Origin of the sequence: Roseomonas sp. CAU 1739 (genome assembly GCF_039839775.1) — a bacterium.
Classification (GTDB): domain Bacteria; phylum Pseudomonadota; class Alphaproteobacteria; order Acetobacterales; family Acetobacteraceae; genus Neoroseomonas.
In genome coordinates this window covers 52398-68687 of the sequence record NZ_JBDOQQ010000017.1, presented here as the reverse complement: position 1 = coordinate 68687, position 16290 = coordinate 52398, and the positions used below count along the sequence as shown (strand labels likewise).

The 16290-nt window shown below is 68.2% G+C and carries 16 protein-coding genes; 5 read left to right on the top strand and 11 right to left on the bottom strand.

Annotated elements, in window-relative coordinates; translation table 11 throughout:
- Positions 1-3 precede the first annotated feature (3 nt).
- Both AAFN86_RS23240 and AAFN86_RS23235 read right to left on the bottom strand, forming a co-directional pair.
- Positions 4-966, bottom strand: coding sequence for a tripartite tricarboxylate transporter substrate binding protein (locus AAFN86_RS23240; RefSeq protein ID WP_347545942.1), 963 nt, complete (start codon positions 964-966; stop codon positions 4-6).
- 25 nt (positions 967-991) lie between these two features.
- On the bottom strand, positions 992-1897 hold the full coding sequence (locus AAFN86_RS23235) for an isocitrate lyase/PEP mutase family protein (RefSeq protein WP_347545941.1): 906 nt from the start codon (positions 1895-1897) through the stop codon (positions 992-994).
- 141 nt (positions 1898-2038) lie between these two features.
- Here AAFN86_RS23235 and AAFN86_RS23230 point away from each other — a divergent pair, with 141 nt between their 5' ends.
- Positions 2039-2500 (top strand): MmcB family DNA repair protein, encoded by a 462-nt coding sequence (locus AAFN86_RS23230; RefSeq protein ID WP_347545939.1) that lies wholly within the window; start codon positions 2039-2041, stop codon positions 2498-2500.
- Between the two features lie 290 nt (positions 2501-2790).
- On the opposite strand, the gene AAFN86_RS23225 is transcribed toward AAFN86_RS23230, so the two are convergent.
- Together AAFN86_RS23225 and AAFN86_RS23220 are read right to left on the bottom strand one after the other, a co-directional pair.
- Positions 2791-4020: a patatin-like phospholipase family protein gene (locus AAFN86_RS23225; protein ID WP_347545938.1), complete on the bottom strand. Its 1230-nt coding sequence runs from the start codon at positions 4018-4020 to the stop codon at positions 2791-2793.
- Positions 4021-4038: 18 nt separating this feature from the next.
- Entirely contained in the window at positions 4039-5049 is a 1011-nt protein-coding gene (locus AAFN86_RS23220; RefSeq protein WP_347545936.1) for an AI-2E family transporter, read from the bottom strand.
- A gap of 81 nt (positions 5050-5130) precedes the next feature.
- Between AAFN86_RS23220 and AAFN86_RS23215 the strand changes: the two genes are divergently transcribed.
- Complete coding sequence (locus tag AAFN86_RS23215) at positions 5131-6567, top strand: alpha/beta fold hydrolase (protein WP_347545935.1); 1437 nt, start codon at positions 5131-5133, stop codon at positions 6565-6567.
- Between the two features lie 22 nt (positions 6568-6589).
- Here AAFN86_RS23215 and AAFN86_RS23210 read toward each other — a convergent pair whose 3' ends face one another.
- From AAFN86_RS23210 to AAFN86_RS23190, 5 genes are all read right to left on the bottom strand, one after another.
- On the bottom strand, positions 6590-6826 hold the full coding sequence (locus tag AAFN86_RS23210; protein ID WP_347545934.1) for a hypothetical protein: 237 nt from the start codon (positions 6824-6826) through the stop codon (positions 6590-6592).
- Between the two features lie 106 nt (positions 6827-6932).
- Positions 6933-9119 (bottom strand): excinuclease ABC subunit UvrB, encoded by a 2187-nt coding sequence (gene uvrB / locus AAFN86_RS23205; protein WP_347545933.1) that lies wholly within the window; start codon positions 9117-9119, stop codon positions 6933-6935.
- A gap of 76 nt (positions 9120-9195) precedes the next feature.
- Positions 9196-10080, bottom strand: coding sequence for an alpha/beta hydrolase (locus tag AAFN86_RS23200; RefSeq protein ID WP_347545932.1), 885 nt, complete (start codon positions 10078-10080; stop codon positions 9196-9198).
- Positions 10077-11669, bottom strand: coding sequence for an ABC transporter substrate-binding protein (locus AAFN86_RS23195; protein WP_347545931.1), 1593 nt, complete (start codon positions 11667-11669; stop codon positions 10077-10079). Before AAFN86_RS23195 ends, AAFN86_RS23200 begins: the two co-directional genes overlap by 4 nt.
- A gap of 52 nt (positions 11670-11721) precedes the next feature.
- Entirely contained in the window at positions 11722-12384 is a 663-nt protein-coding gene (locus AAFN86_RS23190; RefSeq protein WP_347545930.1) for a hypothetical protein, read from the bottom strand.
- Positions 12385-12586: 202 nt separating this feature from the next.
- Between AAFN86_RS23190 and AAFN86_RS23185 the strand changes: the two genes are divergently transcribed.
- Positions 12587-12949: a DUF4087 domain-containing protein gene (locus tag AAFN86_RS23185; RefSeq protein WP_347545929.1), complete on the top strand. Its 363-nt coding sequence runs from the start codon at positions 12587-12589 to the stop codon at positions 12947-12949.
- A 189-nt stretch (positions 12950-13138) separates the two neighbouring features.
- On the opposite strand, the gene AAFN86_RS23180 is transcribed toward AAFN86_RS23185, so the two are convergent.
- Entirely contained in the window at positions 13139-13390 is a 252-nt protein-coding gene (locus tag AAFN86_RS23180; protein ID WP_347545928.1) for a hypothetical protein, read from the bottom strand.
- A gap of 484 nt (positions 13391-13874) precedes the next feature.
- On the opposite strand from AAFN86_RS23180, the gene AAFN86_RS23175 reads away from it, so the two are divergent.
- Both AAFN86_RS23175 and AAFN86_RS23170 read left to right on the top strand, forming a co-directional pair.
- Positions 13875-13997 (top strand): hypothetical protein, encoded by a 123-nt coding sequence (locus AAFN86_RS23175; RefSeq protein ID WP_347545927.1) that lies wholly within the window; start codon positions 13875-13877, stop codon positions 13995-13997.
- A gap of 709 nt (positions 13998-14706) precedes the next feature.
- Positions 14707-15261, top strand: coding sequence for a class I SAM-dependent methyltransferase (locus tag AAFN86_RS23170; RefSeq protein ID WP_347545926.1), 555 nt, complete (start codon positions 14707-14709; stop codon positions 15259-15261).
- A 597-nt stretch (positions 15262-15858) separates the two neighbouring features.
- Here the strand turns inward: AAFN86_RS23170 and AAFN86_RS23165 are convergent.
- Positions 15859-16167: a transposase gene (locus AAFN86_RS23165; protein WP_408906626.1), complete on the bottom strand. Its 309-nt coding sequence runs from the start codon at positions 16165-16167 to the stop codon at positions 15859-15861.
- Positions 16168-16290 lie beyond the last annotated feature (123 nt).

Sequence of the window (16290 nt, the reverse complement as noted above, 5' to 3'; positions counted from 1 at the left end):
TGCTCAGCCTTCCCGCCACGGCCTCCGACGCCACAGCGCCTGCATGCGTTCATCCTCCTCTGCCATCATGCGGCGATAGGCCTCGCCGATCAGCGGCTGGATCGGCAGGCCGAGACGTACCGCATCGGCGCGGAATTCCGGTGTGTCCATGGCCGCGGCGAAGGCGGTGCGGAACCCTTCCAGGATGTCGGGCGGCAGGCCCGGCGGGCCGGCATAGCCGCGCGCGCTGCCGCTGATCAGGTCGAAACCCTGCTCGCGGAAGGTCGGCACCTCCGGCATGCCCGACCAGCGCTCGGCCCCGGACTGGCCGATGCAGCGGATCTTGCCCTCGCGATACAGCGCACCGCCTTCACCGGCATTGAAACCGCCAATCGGCAAACGTCCGCCGAGCAGGTCACGCAGCGTCGGCGCCGTGCCGTTGTAGGGCACGTGAAGCAGGCGGGTATCCGTCAGTTCCTCGAAGGCCATCATCAGCAGGTGGTCGTCTGAGCCGACGCCCGCGGTGCCGACGCCGATCGTCTCCGGCGCCCGCCGCGCCGCCGCAACCAGGTCGTCGAGATTGCGGAACGGGCTGTCCGCCGCCACCCAGAAGGCGGTGGGATCGAAGACGACATTGGCGATGAAGGAGAAGTCGCGTGGCCGGAAGCGCACCCGCCGTTCCAGCGGTTGGCCATGCAGCGCGGTGTTGGTGATCAGCCCGAAGGTATAGCCATCCGGTGCGGCGTTGAAATTCGCCTCGAACCCAAGTTGTCCGCCGGCGCCGGCACGATTCTGCACGACGAAGCGCGCATGCGGCATCTGGCGCGCGACATGGCTGATGACGAAGCGCGTCTGCGTGTCGCCGCCGCCTGAGGGCGGGTAGGGGACGATCACCTCGATGGGGCGGTCGGCGGGCCAGGCGGCTCGGGCCAGGCGCGGTGCCGCCAGCACGCCGGCCGCGGCCAGCATCGTGCGTCGTGTCAGCATGGTGTCCTCCAGTTCCTGCCCTGCGTCACGCGTTCAGCGCGTACCAGTCGGAGAAGTCGACGAGTTCGATCCATTCCTTGAACGGCATCGACATCTCGGCGAAGTCGTTGCAGTCGCCGGTCTCGCGGAACTTGCGTGCGGCGGTGGTCAGCGCCTGCATCATCACGGTCTGGAAGGTCGCGCCGACGGTGAGGAACCGGTATCCGCGATCGGCGTATTCATAGGCGGAGTAGGAGGGTTCCGCCCGGCCCTCCGCGCCGACGCGGCCCTGCGCCTTCTTCCCCGCGATGGATTGCGACAACACACCGGGCAGTTCCGCCCGGGCGCGGGCGAGATGATCCTCGGTGAAGACGCGCGGCCAGATGATGTCCGCACCCGCGTCCTTCCACAGATGGAAGCGGCGCAGGCTTTCCTCGAAGGCTGCTTCCTTGTCCTTGAAGGCGATCGAGGAGGTGGCGCCGGAGCGCACCATGACCAGGAAGTCCTCGCTGCGGCGGCGGTCGCAGATCGCCTTGATCTTGTCGGCGATGCTCTCCGCACTCATCAGCACCGGGATGAAGGGCGGCAGCCAGGGGCATTTGTCGTCGCCGTAATCGTCGATGTGGATGGCGGCCGCACCCGCGCGCTCGAACTCATGCGCCCAGTGGACGGCGGAGGCGATGTCGCGCTCGCTGCCGTAGCCGCTCTCGAAATCCACCATCAGAGGGATTTCGATATGGTCGGTGATGTTGAAGATGCGGTCGCGCGTCTCGGCGGCCGAGAGCAGCCCGATATCCGGCAAGCCGAGCGAGGCGGCGAGCTGCGAGGAGCCGAGCTTCACCGCGTCCAACCCGGCGCGTTCCTCGATGATGGCGGAGAGCGAATCCCACACGCCGCCGCACAGGATCGTGTCATTCGCCAGCAGCCGGCGCCGGAGGTCTGATGCGGCCATGTCGTCGTTTCGCTCCCTTGGTGACGGCACCTTGCTGTTCGGCGGATGCGGGCGGAAGCAGTGCTTGGCGAAGGCGGTATTCGCCGCCCGCGAATGCCGCCGGTCTTGATTCGCAGCGAACATAGAGCGAACATTGATGCAATGGACGCCCCCGCCCGTACGCTTTCCGTCACCCGCGCCGCCGCGCGCTTCTGCGCCCTGCGCGGCTGGGCGCCGGTCGAGCAGGTGCCGCTGCCCGATGGGCGCCGCGCCGATATCCTGGCGCTGCTGCCCAGCGGCGATCTCGTCATCCTCGAGGTGAAGTCCTGCGCGCGGGACTTTTTGTGTGACGGCAAGTGGCAGGACTACCGCGCCTGGTGCGACCGGCTGTACTTCGCCGTCGATCTCGATTTTCCGCAGGCGCTGTTGCCCGGCGACGTTGGCCTGCTGGTGGCCGAGGACCGCGAGGCGGCATTGCTGCGCGAGGCACCGGAACACCGCCTGGCGTCGGTGCGCCGCCGTGCGCTGACGCAGCGTGTGGCGATGCTGGCCGCGGGCCGATTGGCCGCCCTGGCCGACCCTGCCGGTGCGGCGGAAATGCGCGCGGCGTTGCGACTGGAGTAGTGCGAAGCTTCATCGTCGCGGGGATGGCGCGGAAGGCCGGAGAGGGCTTCGCCCCCTCCGGACCACCCCCACCAAAGGCCAGTGGGCCTTTGGAAACCTTGATTTGGTGCCGGGCGCGATCGTCAGCGCCAAAGGAGACATTCACACCGCGCGGATGGCCCGAATTCCCGCACCCAACGCTGGCTGGGATGCCAAGCGCCAGGTGACGGTTTCCAAAGGCCCACCGGCCTTTGGTGGGGTGAGGTTCGGAGAGGGGCAAAGCCCCTCTCCGGGCGCCGCGTCGCAGCGCGTCAACGCCCGTCGTTGTTCCGTTCGATCGACCCGATCGGCCGCAGCGAGGTTGCCCAGCGATTGCCATCCACGCCCTGCCGATACCCGTACTCGAACAGCGCGCGCATATACGCCGTCTCGAACGGTTCCGATCGCGGCGCATCGAATTCCGGGCCGATATAGGCCAGCCGGAAATTCACCCCGTCGCGCTGCGTGGTCAGGTAGATGCGCGTGATGTCGTTCACCGCGCTGAAATGCAGCAGCGTCGAGGCCGAGCGCGAGGCGATGCCGAGGATCGAGCGGTTGGTCGAGGACCATTCGGTATCGAGCCGACCATTGCGCACCACCCAGGCGGTACGTTCGCGCATGTTGCGCCGGCTCCGGAATTCAGGCCGCAACGTGAGGGTCGGCGGGTAGAGGAACATCTGCAGCGCCGCACCGCCATCGACATGCATTTCCTGATAGGCGCGGCCATCGACGTCGACATCCACCAGCACCGGCGGGAAGGCGCCGGGGATGGAGGCGGAGGCGAGCAGGATGCGGCGGAACAGTTCCAGCGCCTGCGGGTGGCCACTCGCGGCGATGGCGCCGATGTTCCACAGCACCGGCCGGCCGAGATCGAGATTGGTGGTGCCGATCAGCAGCAGCCGCCCGCGGCCGTATTCGGCCGCGATGGCGGCGAGCATCGCCTCGTTTACGTGGCGTTCGATCAGCCGGTACAGCGGCGAGGTATCGGCCAGTGCCTCCCCGAACAGCACGGCGCGCAGCATGCCTCGCATCAGGATCACGTCCTGCGGGGCGACCTCGGTGAACACCTCGCGCAATTGCTGGTCATAGCTGGGGCCGAGGAAGGCGAAGGGCGCGATCAGCGCGCCGGCGGAGATGCCGGTGACCACGTCGAAGACCGGCCGGCGGCCCGAAGCCGTCCAGCCCACCATCAGCCCAGCACCGAAGGCCCCGTTGTCGCCGCCGCCGGACAGGGCCAGGAAGTTGCGCGGTGCCAGCGGCTGGCGCGGGTCGACGACCGCGGCCTGGCGCGCATTCAACTGGCCGATCTCGCGCAGCAGCGGCCCGGTGTCACCATCCGGCCAGAAGCGGGCATTCGGAATGCCCAGGATGGGCAGTGCCTCCGTCGCCGCAAGCGGTGGCGGGTCGAGGCGGTTGATGTAGCCGCACCCCGTCAGCGCCAGCAGCAGCACGAGCACCGTGGCGAGGCGGGCACGCAGCCGGCATGCAGACTGGATGATCAAGGCCGGTGCCCCCTTCCCCTATTTTCCGGACAGCAGCGTGGCGACCCAGCGGCTGCCCTCGAAGCGCTCGCAGACCGTCAGCGCGGCGATCAGCGCCGGCACGCCGATGAAGGCGCCCGGCACGCCCCAGATGAACGCGCCGAGAAACACCGCCACCAGCACCATGAAGGCGGAAATGGCGAGCCGCGCGCCGGCCAGGCGCGGTTCGATGTAGCTGCCTGACAGGAACTGGATCACCTGCAGGCTGGCGAAGACGGTGATCGCCGACTGCCACGACCCGAATTGCAGGATGGCGAACACCGTCGGGAACAGCGTGGCGAGGAACGACCCGATGAAGGGGATGTAGTTCAGCACGAAGGCGATGACGCCCCATTCGGCCGCCAGTTCCAGCCCCATGGCATAGGCGAAGGCGAAGACGGCGAGGCCGGTCAGCGCGCTCATCACCGTGCGTACGGCCATGTAGGTGCGTAGTTTGGATGCGGTCTCGGCCAGCGCTTCCAGCACGGCGACGCCGGTGCCGCCCATCGCCTGCATCCGCCGCGCCGTGCCGCCGGTTTCCAGCAGGCCGAGGATCATGAAGACCATCGTCACGGCCACGAAGGTCAGCAGGCCCTGCAACTGGCTCAGCACCTCCTGGGCCAGGCGCACGAGGGAGCGCATGTTGAAGTGCTCGGCGAGGATCGGCGCGACCTCGATCCCCTGCGCGGCGGCCCATTCCAGCTTGCGCAGATAGAGTTCCTGCATCATCGCGGCATTGGCGATGACCCAGCGGCCGACCCGCCCGAAGCCCCAGGCGGCGAGGTACACCATCAATCCCACGACTGTGAGCGTCACGAGCAGCGTGACGATCATCGCGACCGCACCGCCCAGACGCGGTTCCAGCCCGCGCTGCAGCGGCCAGGCGAGCGCGATCAGGAACAGCGCGAAGGTGACCGGGGCGAGCACCGACTGCGCCAGCGACAGCGCCGCGGCCAGGAGAATGGCGGTGCAAAGCCCGGCCATGGTGCGCAGTGCGCTGTCAGCGTTCATTCCGGCCCGGTCATCACATGCGAGGTTGCGCGACACCCTCCATCGGGGCGATGCAGGGCGCAAGGGTCGCACGGAGTTGTCATGATCGGTTTCCTCTCGCGCGGCCTGAAGCGCGCCATCCTGTTGGTGGCGGCCCTGCTGGTGCTTATCGTGGGGTTGCGCATCTGGGATGTGCAGAGCGGCCCGCCGCTTGGCCCCTGGCACGAATTCGTCCCGCCGGAGCTGTCGGTCGCCGCGACCGACCGCGCCGACTGGGCCGCCTGGATGTCCGCGGAAGAGGCTGCCTTCGCCGCCACACACGCCGCGGTGACGGACCGGCTGGATGCCGCCGACCGCATCCCGATCAATCGCTGGTTCGACGGCAGCCCGGTGAATCCGGCGCATTTCGCGCGCGACTGGAACCGGTCCTTCGTGCTGGAACCGTCAGGCCCGCCGGTGGGCGTCGCGGTGTTCCTGCACGGGCTGACCGATGCGCCCTACAGCCTGCGCCACCTGGCCGAGGCCTATCGCGCGCGGGGCTTCCTGGCCATCGCCATCCGCATGCCCGGCCACGGCATGGTCCCCGCCGGATTGACCGAGGCGGTGTGGGAGGAGTGGATGGCGGCGACCCGCCTGGCCATGCGGTCGGCACGGGCGCGCGTGCCGGCTGGGCCGCTGCATCTGGTCGGGTATTCCAATGGCGGGGCGCTGGCGCTGAAGCACGCGTTGGATGCGATCGAGGATCCGCGCCTGCCGCAGGCGGACCGGCTGGTGTTGCTCTCGCCGATGGTGGGTGTCACGGCCTTTGCCCGCTTCGCCGGGCTGGCGGGGCTGCCCGCCTTCCTGCCACGCTTCGCCAAGGCGGCTTGGCTCGACATCCTGCCGGAGTTCAACCCGTTCAAGTTCAACTCCTTCCCGGTGAATGCGGCGCGGCAGACGCATCGGCTGACCAGCGCGCTGGACGCGCAGATCGACCGGCTGGCGCAGGCAGGGCGGCTTGGCACCCTGCCGCCGGTGCTGACCTTCCAGTCGGTGGTGGATGCGACGGTGTCGACGCCGGCGGTACTGACGCGGCTGTATGACCGGCTGCCGGCGAATGGCAGCGAGGTGGTGCTGTTCGACATCAATCGCAGCGTGAAGTTCGGGCCGCTGTTCGCCACGGGCGCCGATGGCGCGCTGGGCCGCATCCTGCCTGCCGCGACGCGTCGCTACGCGGTCACGGTGGTCGGCAATGACGGGGAGGGGCTGGCGGCGGTGGCCCGGCGCATCGCGGCCGGCAGCGCGATGGAGGAGGTGCACGCGCTGGGCGTCGAATGGCCGCGCTCGGTCTATTCGCTGTCGCACGTCGCGCTGCCGTTTCCGGCCAGCGATGGGCTCTACGGCGGGGATCCGGACCCTGCGGACGCCATGGGTGTCGCACTCGGGGCGATTGCGGTGCGGGGGGAACGCGGGGTGCTGGTGATGGATGCGAACAGCTTTGCCCGCATCACCTGGAACCCGTTCTTCGGCTATCTGCTGGAACGGGTGTCGGGGCGCTGACCGGCAGCGCCCCGCCTGCTCGTCAGTAGTAGCCGCGACGCGAGCGCGGCGCCGTCAGGGCGCCAACCGCCGCGCCGCCCGCGCCGCCAATTGCCGCACCGGCCAGCGGTGATCCGCCTGTCAACGCTGCGATGCCAGCCCCGCCCGCCGCGCCAAGGCCACCGCCGACCAGCGCCCGCTGCCCCACCGGGTCGGAACAGGCCACGAGGCCGAGGGCGAGAAGCGCTGCGGCCGTCATGCGCAGTCGGGACATCGTCATGGTGTAGGACTCCATCGGTGGTGTTCGATGGGGTCAGTACAATCCCGGCGTGTGGCGAGCGACCGGCCGAAATGCGGCGGGCGCTGCCCCGGGATTCACGATCGCGTCAGGGTCCTTTGCGCTTCCGGCCGCCCTTGACCTTCTTGGGGTCGTAGCCGCCGCCGCCCGGCCCCATCGGCTTCGGCTTCCAGTCGGCGCGCGGCGTCGCCTCCCGCAGCGAACGGCCGGCGAGGTTCGGCTCCAGCCCCAGGTCGAGCGCTTCCAGCCGCTTGATCTCGTCGCGCAGCCGCGCCGCCGTCTCGAATTCCAGTTCCGCCGCCGCCGCGCGCATCTTGCGTTCCAACTCGGCGATGGATGCCTGGAGGTCCTTGCCGACGAAGTTCTGGTCCTCCTCGCCTTCCACCGCATCGACGGTGATGTAGTCGCCCTGCGACACGTCGCGCAGCACGTCGGCGATCTCGCGCTTGATCGAGGTCGGCGTGATGCCGTGCTCAAGGTTCCACGCCGTCTGCTTGGTGCGGCGGCGCTCGGTTTCCTCGAGCGCGCGCTTGAGGCTGTTGGTCATGGTGTCGGCGTAGAGCACGACGCGGCCCTCCGCGTTGCGCGCGGCGCGGCCGATGGTCTGGATCAGCGAGGTCGCCGAGCGCAGGAAGCCTTCCTTGTCGGCATCGAGGATGGCGACCAGCGCGCATTCGGGAATATCCAGCCCCTCGCGCAACAGGTTGATGCCCACCAGCACGTCGAACACGCCCTTGCGCAGGTCGCGGATGATTTCGATGCGCTCCAGCGTGTCCACGTCGGAATGCAGGTAGCGCACGCGGATGCCGGCCTCGGTCATGTATTCCGTGAGGTCCTCGGCCATCCGCTTGGTCAGCGTGGTGACCAGCACGCGGCCGCCCTTCTGCGAGACCTCGCGGCATTCGGCGAGCAGGTCATCCACCTGGCCTTCCACCGGGCGGATCTCGCAGACCGGATCGACCAGGCCGGTCGGGCGGATCACCTGTTCGGCGAAGGCGCCGCCGGTGCGCTCCATCTCCCATGGGCCTGGTGTCGCGGAGACGAACACCGTCTGCGGGCGATAGGTGTCCCACTCCTCGAACTTGAGAGGCCGGTTGTCGGTGCAGGAGGGCAGGCGGAAGCCGAATTCCGACAGGATCGCCTTGCGCGCGAAGTCGCCGCGGAACATGCCGCCGATCTGCGGCACGGTGACATGGCTTTCATCCACCACCAGCACGGCGTTCTCCGGTAGGTATTCGAACAGCGTCGGCGGTGGGTCGCCCGGGCGGCGGCCGGTGAGATAGCGCGAATAGTTCTCGATGCCTTTGCAGGATCCGGTCGTCTCCATCATCTCGATGTCGAAGATGGTGCGCTGTTCCAGCCGCTGGCGTTCCAGCAGTTTCCCCTCAGCCTCCAGTTCGGCGAGGCGTTCCTTCAACTCGATCTTGATTTGCGCGATCGCCTGGGTGAGCGTCGGGCGCGGCGTGACGTAGTGGCTGTTGGCATAGACGGCGACGCGTTCCATCTCGCCGGTGATCTCGCCGGTCAGCGGGTCGAATTCGCGGATGCCGTCGATCTCGTCGCCGAACAATGAAATGCGCCAGGCGCGGTCATCCAGGTGGGATGGCCAGATATCGACGCTCTCGCCGCGCACGCGGAAGGTGCCGCGCGCGAAGAAGGCGTCGTTGCGGCGATACTGCTGCTCGACGAGGCCCTTCACCAGCGCGTCGCGGTCGATCCGCCCGCCGCGTTCCAGCTTCACCACCATGCGGGAATAGGTCTCGACTGACCCGATGCCGTAGATGCAGGACACCGAGGCGACGATCACCACGTCATTGCGTTCGAGCAGCGCCTGCGTCGCGGAATGCCGCATGCGGTCGATCTGCTCGTTGATCTGGGAATCCTTCTCGATATAGGTGTCCGTGCGCGGGACGTAGGCTTCCGGCTGAAAGTAGTCGTAGTAGGAGACGAAATACTCCACCGCATTGTCGGGAAAGAACGACTTCATCTCGCCATAGAGCTGCGCGGCCAGCGTCTTGTTGGGCGCCAGCACCAGCGCCGGACGCTGCAAATTCTCGATGACCTTGGCCATGGCGAAGGTCTTGCCCGACCCGGTCACGCCCAGCAGCACCTGGTCGCGCTCGCCGTTCACCAGCCCGGCGGTCAGTTCACGGATCGCGGTGGGCTGGTCGCCATTGGGCTCGAAGGGGGAGACGACCTTCAAGGCCCGCTCCATCGGCGGGGCCGGGCGCTTTTCAGGGATGAACAGGACGGGGCCGGGGGCGATCAGGTTCATGGGAACAAAGATGGTCCCGCGGGGTGTGAAACGCCACCGTCGCGATGCAGCGCCGGGCCGGGCCCGGCGCCGAAGGCTACAGCGCGACCTTGCCGGCCAGCGCCGCCATGCGGGCCGCATCCGGCTGCGCGCCCTCGAACCAGATCGCCGCGCAGACCTTGGACATGGCGTCGCCGTCATGGCCGATGCCCGGCACCGACTCGATGCGCCAGTGGCAGGGAACGCCGCGCCGGGCGGCTTCCTCCCGCGCCACGCGCAGGAAGTTGTGCGCGCGGGCGAAGCGATGCGGCCCCTGTGCCACCGCTTCCGGGTTCGACGGCAGGGACGGGCCGGATCGCTGCACATCCGCCGTCCCGGCCAGGATCAGCAGCGGATAGGCGAGCCATGCCTCCAGCGCGGCATCGGTCAATCCAAGCCCGCCGAGGCCGGCCGGGAAGGGCTGGTCCAGCAGCGGCAGCGAATACCACCCCGCATTGCCGCAACCGATGGCGCAGAAGGGCGACCGGTCGGTCAGCGACGCCATGCGATGGGCGAATTGCGAGCCCGCCGAATGGCCGAACAGGAACGCCTGGCGCCGCCGCGTCACCCCCGCCGCCTGCACCGCGGCAAACACCCGCGCCGGCAGGTGATACGCCCAGCCCTCGCGTGGTGTGGCTTCCCCGGCGCCATCCAGCACGCCGCCATTGTTGTAGGGTTCGGCCCCCGGATGGGTCTTGTTGGCGAAGGTGGGGGCCAGGATCAGCAACCCGTGCCGGTCCGCCGCCTCGATCCAGAAATCGCGGTATTCGTCCCCGTTGCGGCCCATGCCGTGCTGCACGATGACCACCGGCGCATCGGCCGTGTACGCGGCGGCGCGATAGGCCTGCAGCATGATGGGCTTGCCGTGCAGCGGGTCGACCAGCCTGGTGGCGCTGCGGCCCGACGCGGCCAGCGCGCGGGCGATGGCGTCCACATCGATCATGGCGCGGGCCTTATCGCCTGGGCGAGCGTCGTCTGGTCCATCCGTCCCTCATAGGTCAGCCCGCGGCGGAAGGCCCAGGCGGCGTTCTCGAAATGGATCGGCAGCACGGGCAGCCGCTCGATGGCCAGGCGCGAAGCCTGTTCCATCAGGCGTTCGCGCTCGCCCTCATCCATGGTGGCGAAGGCGCTCCGGGCCAGGCGGTCGATCTCGGGGTCGGAGAACTCGCCATAATTGCTCATGCCGAAGCCGCGGTCGCGATCGGTGGTGGTGATCCAGGCGCGGAAGAACAGCTGCGTCTCCTCGGCCGAGGCCGCCCAGCCGCCCATCGGCACGGAGAAATCCTTCCGCCCGCGCCGCGCGAAGAACACGTTGGACGGCATGGCATCGACCGTGACGGTCACGCCGATGCGCTGGAAATACTGCGCCAGCGCCTGTGCCACGCGCGCATCGTTGACATAGCGGTTGTTGGTGGCGTGCAGCGTGAAGGACAGGCCGCTGGCCACGCCCGCTTCCGCCAGCAGCGCGCGTGCGCGGGCGGGGTCATAGGGCAGCACGCCCGCGCCAGGCACGGTGCCGCGCATGCCTTCCGGCAGCAACTGCCCGGCCGGCGTCGCCAGCCCGTCCATCACGCGTTCGGCGATGACACGGCGGTCGATTGCCAGCGACAGCGCCTGGCGCACCCGCACGTCGCGCAACGGATTCCCCCCGCCCGGCCCCTGCACGAAGGGCGCGTCCGGCCGCTGGTCCATCTGCAGGAAGATCAGCCGCGTGGTGGGTGATACGGCCAGCGCGAAGGCCGGGTTCTGTCGGATGCGCTGCACGTCGGCCGTGGCCGGCGCTTCCACCACATCCAGGTCGCCCGCCAGCAGGCCGGCAAGGCGCGGCCCGGCGGCGGTGACCGGGCGCAGCCGCACCTCGGCCCAATGCGGCTTGTCGCCCCAATAGGCGTCGTTGCGCGTCAGCACGATGCCGCTGCTGCGGTCGTAGGACCGCAGGCGATACGGGCCGGTGCCGATCGCGGCGCGGCCCTCGTTGAATTCGCCGACGCTGGGCCAAGGGCCGACCCGTCCGCAGCCTTCGGGCGTATAGGTCAGGCCGCTGCGCGACCCGCGCGGGATGATGGCCACCGATGCGAGGTCGGAGACCAGCAGCGGCTCCGGTTCCGCGGTACGGATCACCAGGCGGTGCGGCGTCTCGGCGGTCATCGCGGCGATGCGGCGGATCTCGCGGGAGAAGGAGCCGACCACCTCCGCGTCGTTGTTCAGCACGCGGCAGTAGGAATAGACGACGTCATCCGCCGTGAAGGCCTGCCCGTCATGGAAGGTCACGCCCTGCCGCAGGTCGAACACCCAGGTCAGGTCATCCCGCCGCGACCAGGCGGTGGCGAGTGCGGGGCTCGGCCGTAGCCGGGCATCGAGGGCGGTCAGCCCGTCAAAGACATGGTCGCGGAACGTCGAATTCGGCGCGGCGGCGTAGTTGTGCGGATCAGCGGCGGTGGTCTCGGCCGCCATGCCGATGCGCAGCGTCTGCGCGGCGGCGGGCGCGGCGAGCGCGCCGCAGAGGGAAAGTGCGAGGGCGAAATGACGCAAGGCGGGCATCCCTGGCTGGATGCCGCCGCTATAGACCCGCCCTGGGCGGCTGTCAGGCGATGACCGCGAAGGACCCCGCCGACAAGGCCGGCGTGTCGAGCAGCACCGCGATCGCCACCGCCGCGCCGCCGTCGGCGCCGCCGACCCCGGCGAGGGCGTTCATGCCGGCGAAGAACACGCCGTCCAACGTCAGGCTGCCGGCATTGCTGATGCCGGCGATGGCTGGCCCGCCATTGGTCACCGCGCCGGTCGCGCCGGTGCCGCCATTGCCGGGCGGGCCTGGCGCGCCATGGATGGTGGTGGCTCCGCCACTGGCGCCCTCGGTGCCGTCCTGGGTCGCCAGGCCCGCGGCGCCGCGTTCGAACCCTTTGGCCAGCGCGACGCCGCGCAGCATGACCTCGGCCCCCGCGGCGATCGTCATGATCCGCGACCCGGGATTGGGCGCGTTGGGATGGCCGGTGAAGCCGCCATCGATGCGCACCACATCAAGGCCGATGCGCCCTTCGATCGTGACTTTCGCCGGGGCGCCGATGGCCAGCGTGCCGAGGTCGAGTTTCGCCGTGGTGCCGTTGCTGCTGCCTGCGAAGGCGGCCGGGTCGAAGCGGATGGTCACCGGCGTCGCGAAGATCTCGGCGAACAGCAACGCCTCGCGCAAGGAGAGCAGGCCGTCATCGGCATATCCGTCGGTGCGGGTGGTGACCACGAGTTCGGTCATAGCGGTCGCGTGACGAAACGGGAACGAATGCCGAGACCAGGTCGCGCAGCGGCGCGGCGGCAATGCGCCGCCGGTCGGAATGCTACGCCGCATCGGGGTTGTCCGGCGTCGGACAACCTTGGGGCTGGCACCCCCCCAAGTGCTGGCCATGCGGGTGGCGCAGGCGCCCGAATCTGCCACGATGACGGTGGAGGGCCCCGTCATGCGTCCCGGTATTGCCACCTTTGTCCTTGGAATCGGTCTGATCGCGACGCTGCCGGCGCTGGCCGCGCCCGAGCGCCGCTGCGGCTGGCTGGTCAATCCGACCCCGGGCAATTGGTGGCTGACCGACCGCGATGGCCAATGGTGGCTGGCGAGCCAGGGGGGCGAGCCGGTGCCCGGCATGGACGTGATCCCGGACATGTCGACGCGCGATTGGGTCGCGACCAATGGGTATTACGGCCATGGTTGCGCCTGCCTGACGCTGGACACCGCGCCGGGTCGCCAGGTGCGGCGGGTGATCGCGGCGCAACAATTGTCGCTGGCGCGCTGCCAGGCCGATCGGGCGTTGCCCTCGCCGGACTAGGACCGCACCCCCGCGCAGCCGCCCGTCCAGGATATGGACGTCGAATGGCCCGGCCGGTGCCGATCCAGCGCGAACGGAGACGTCTCTGGAGCGTGGTGGCCGCGGGTGCGAACTCACCGGTGGTCAAAATCACGCGATCAAACAATAGGTTAGAGCGTGATGGGTGATCGGGCGTGAACTGATCATTCTCTAGTGTGATGCGCCGAAGGCATCGGGCACCTGGCAGGGGTCCCCACCATATTCGATCCACAGGGCGTGCAGCGCGTGGCGCAATGCCAACGCCAGCTCGTCAAAGCCGGACGCGGTAACCGCCGCGGCCTGCACGCGGGCGGCAGCCAGCAGATCGGCGATTGATCGTGCCGCGCAAGCAAGCGTCGCCAGCGGCCGGTCGTGATCCGAAATGTGCTCGCGGAGCGCCTGCGCGAAGGCGGTCGTCAGCAAGCGGCGTGGTGTTGGCAACCGAGGGGCTCGTTCAACTCATGGGGGGACGGGCCGGTCAGACCGCTAAGGATATAATTTCCTCGGCATGGAGGCGGCTGCAAGGGCGCAAGTCCGGCGCACCGTGAATGGTCTGTCTATTGTGAGTGAACGGGGTTTTCCCGTCTGGGCTATCGCCATCTCTCTCGACTAGGCTGTACGGGTGGGCGTCGTGAGGGCGCGAATTCGTCGTCAACGCTGCGTTAGCCAGCGACCAAAATTTCGTTATTCGAATGGGTTAAGGGGTGTTGCTCGCAGGTTGCTGCAGGCAGCACTTGGTCATTGTTCAGTGGACGTGCCCGGCCCGGAAGCCATAGTTCGCATTGCGGACTCAAGTTTTCGGGAGGTTCCCATGTCTCAGACCGTACGTTTCGCCGGGGCGTCCTTGGGTTTGGTGGTAGGCGGCCCGCGGCCCGCGGTGCCTGGCCGTCAACCACAGGACACGGCGGTGCTCGCCGATGCCGCGCGGGCGATCGATACGATCCTCGCCCAAGCCCATGAGCAAGGCGCGCTGGATGCGGTGCGCGTCCTTGGAAATCTCTCGAGCCTGCTGCGCGCCCTGCCGCGTTGACCCCGTGACGCGGCGGTGGCCGCGGCGCCTGTTCCCGGGGCGGCCGTCATGGGCATGCCGAGGCCCATACGGCCATCGTCGCGCGCATCGATGATGCGTCACGTCGACTGTGGCGACATGCGCCGCGCAGCATCCTGTCGACCCTGTTCGAGAATGTGCGCCAGCATGCCGGGGCAGGGGCGTGATGCCGCGTGGCCTGGAGGGTGGCGCAGGAGCAGGTGCGCATCCTGGTCAGCGATGACGGGCGCGGCATTTCGGCGAGGAATGTCGGCCGGGTGTTTGACCGCTACTTCACTATCAGCGGGAGAGTGGCGGGACACGACTTGGCCTGGCGATCGCGCGGAGCCTGGTGGAGGCGGCCGGCGGCACGCTTGCGTTGGCGCCGGCTGAGGACGGGGCGGCGTTCGTGGTGAACATACCGGTGCCAGTGCGCCACGACGCCCGCCTCCACCCTGGCTGAGAAGGGGCCGGGCGGGGCCCGGCACGCGGCCCTGGGATCGACGCCTGGGCCTTGTCGCGTTGAGCGGGTCGGACCGTGCCGCAAGGCGCCCCGCGACACGACAAAGATGGATGCAGCGGGCTCGACGGCATCTTTACAGGTGTCGGATGGTTCATCCCTAATGTTTCGCGAATCCAACAACCAGCACTTGCGGTTCGAGCCCGGCTTCGGCGCTGAGCGGGATCGATGGCACCGCGATGAGGGCATCCAATGCATGTCGTGATCAATGCGCGAGCCACGATCGTCGAAGTGCTTCCAAAGGGCGGCATCGGTGCGGAGATCGGCGTCTTCCGGGGCAGCTTTTCGCGCGTGATATTCGCCAATGCCCGGCCGAAGAAGCTGTTCCTCGTGGACCCGTGGGAGAACAGCGCGCGACCGGAGCACGCCGCATCGTGGTATGCCGCGGGTGGCCAGAACGACATGGAAAAGATCCATGGCGAGGTGACACATATTTTTGGCAACAGGCCTTATGCTGGGCGCGTGGAGGTCGTGCGCTCCGGCTCCGTTCCCTGGCTCTCCAGGCAGGCCGATGAGTCGCTTGACTTCGTCTATATCGATGGCGACCACAGCTATGACGCGGTTCGGCAGGATATCGCGCTGTCGGTCGCAAAGGTCCGGTCCGGCGGCGTGATCGCTGTTGACGACTACAGCCTTGGGCAATGGTGGGGGGACGGGGTCGTGCGCGCAGTCCATGAGGCGCTCGTCGCGCATCCCCTGACGATTGCCTTCTGTGCCGAGGCGCAGGTGGCGCTGCGGCGGCTCTGAGACAGGCTGCGATTCATCGGGCAGCCATAGGGGTCAGAGGCGCCGGGCGGACCGTCCAAGGCGCGGGTGGATGTCCGGAGGATGGCCTTTGCGAGCGCGATCGTCCGGACGTATTGACCGGGCGCGACAGGCCGGTGCGCCTGGCATTGAGGGAAGGAGCGTGCGCAACGGGGAGGGCGAGGTTGGGGAGGGTGCACGACGCCTGCGCCGAAACCCATGTCGGGTGAGGGAAATGAAGGTAGCACCCTAAACCTTAGGAAAAACCTGGGTTTCCGCTCCGTCTGTGTCGCGATTGTGTACCCATGGCGTGTCGCAGGGCAAGGGCCTCCGGCGATGCGCGATGGCGTCACCTCCCGACGACGACCCCATCATCCTCTGCAACGCGGACCATGGAGAGGCGTGGGCGTGCAGAGCCCGGCGCGCGCATCGTCCTGACCACTGAGAAAATCGCGTGGCTCGACGGGCTGCGGCGGGCGTATCACCGCGACATCTGAGACCACCAACAATGGCCGACTTGGTCATGTGATCTCGCTTAATCCGCGCACGCAGCAGCCGGAGCGGCGCGCGATCCCAGAACTTCATTCGAGCGTTTTTCGATCAACTTGATCGATATCCGGCGTTGCGGAAGAAGTTGCTGCATTCGGTTAGATTGAAGGCGTCGATCAATCTGCCGATGGAAGACCAAAGCCCTTCGATGGTTCGCTCGGCTGCCTTGCGCAGCATGGCCTTGAGCTTGGCGAAGGCATTCTCGATGGGGTTGAGGTCGGGGCTGTAGGGCGGCAAGTGCAACAGACTCACGCTCGCCGCGCTCACCTCAAACCGCTCCGACGCCTGGCGGAGCGTCGCTCCCGCATCCACCGCCGCCATCACCCTCTCCCGAAGATCCTCCGACAGCGCCTTGGCCATGACCGTCGGCCTCCACTTCGACCGTCAGCTTGAATCAGATCCCTCCCGCGTCGCGGAAGAACAAAGATTCAAGCAGGTCGGAAAACGCTCTAGAAGAAAGTTGCACCGGGCGGTTATTGTGAA

Coding starts and splice junctions, on each gene's coding strand:
- AAFN86_RS23240 (WP_347545942.1), bottom strand. CDS start 966: ATGCTGACACGACGCACGATGCTGGCCGCGGCCGGCGTGCTGGCGGCA.
- AAFN86_RS23235 (WP_347545941.1), bottom strand. CDS start 1,897: ATGGCCGCATCAGACCTCCGGCGCCGGCTGCTGGCGAATGACACGATC.
- AAFN86_RS23230 (WP_347545939.1), top strand. CDS start 2,039: ATGGACGCCCCCGCCCGTACGCTTTCCGTCACCCGCGCCGCCGCGCGC.
- AAFN86_RS23220 (WP_347545936.1), bottom strand. CDS start 5,049: ATGAACGCTGACAGCGCACTGCGCACCATGGCCGGGCTTTGCACCGCC.
- AAFN86_RS23215 (WP_347545935.1), top strand. CDS start 5,131: ATGATCGGTTTCCTCTCGCGCGGCCTGAAGCGCGCCATCCTGTTGGTG.
- AAFN86_RS23210 (WP_347545934.1), bottom strand. CDS start 6,826: ATGACGATGTCCCGACTGCGCATGACGGCCGCAGCGCTTCTCGCCCTC.
- uvrB (WP_347545933.1), bottom strand. CDS start 9,119: ATGAACCTGATCGCCCCCGGCCCCGTCCTGTTCATCCCTGAAAAGCGC.
- AAFN86_RS23200 (WP_347545932.1), bottom strand. CDS start 10,080: ATGATCGATGTGGACGCCATCGCCCGCGCGCTGGCCGCGTCGGGCCGC.
- AAFN86_RS23190 (WP_347545930.1), bottom strand. CDS start 12,384: ATGACCGAACTCGTGGTCACCACCCGCACCGACGGATATGCCGATGAC.
- AAFN86_RS23185 (WP_347545929.1), top strand. CDS start 12,587: ATGCGTCCCGGTATTGCCACCTTTGTCCTTGGAATCGGTCTGATCGCG.
- AAFN86_RS23170 (WP_347545926.1), top strand. CDS start 14,707: ATGCATGTCGTGATCAATGCGCGAGCCACGATCGTCGAAGTGCTTCCA.
- AAFN86_RS23165 (WP_408906626.1), bottom strand. CDS start 16,167: ATGGCCAAGGCGCTGTCGGAGGATCTTCGGGAGAGGGTGATGGCGGCG.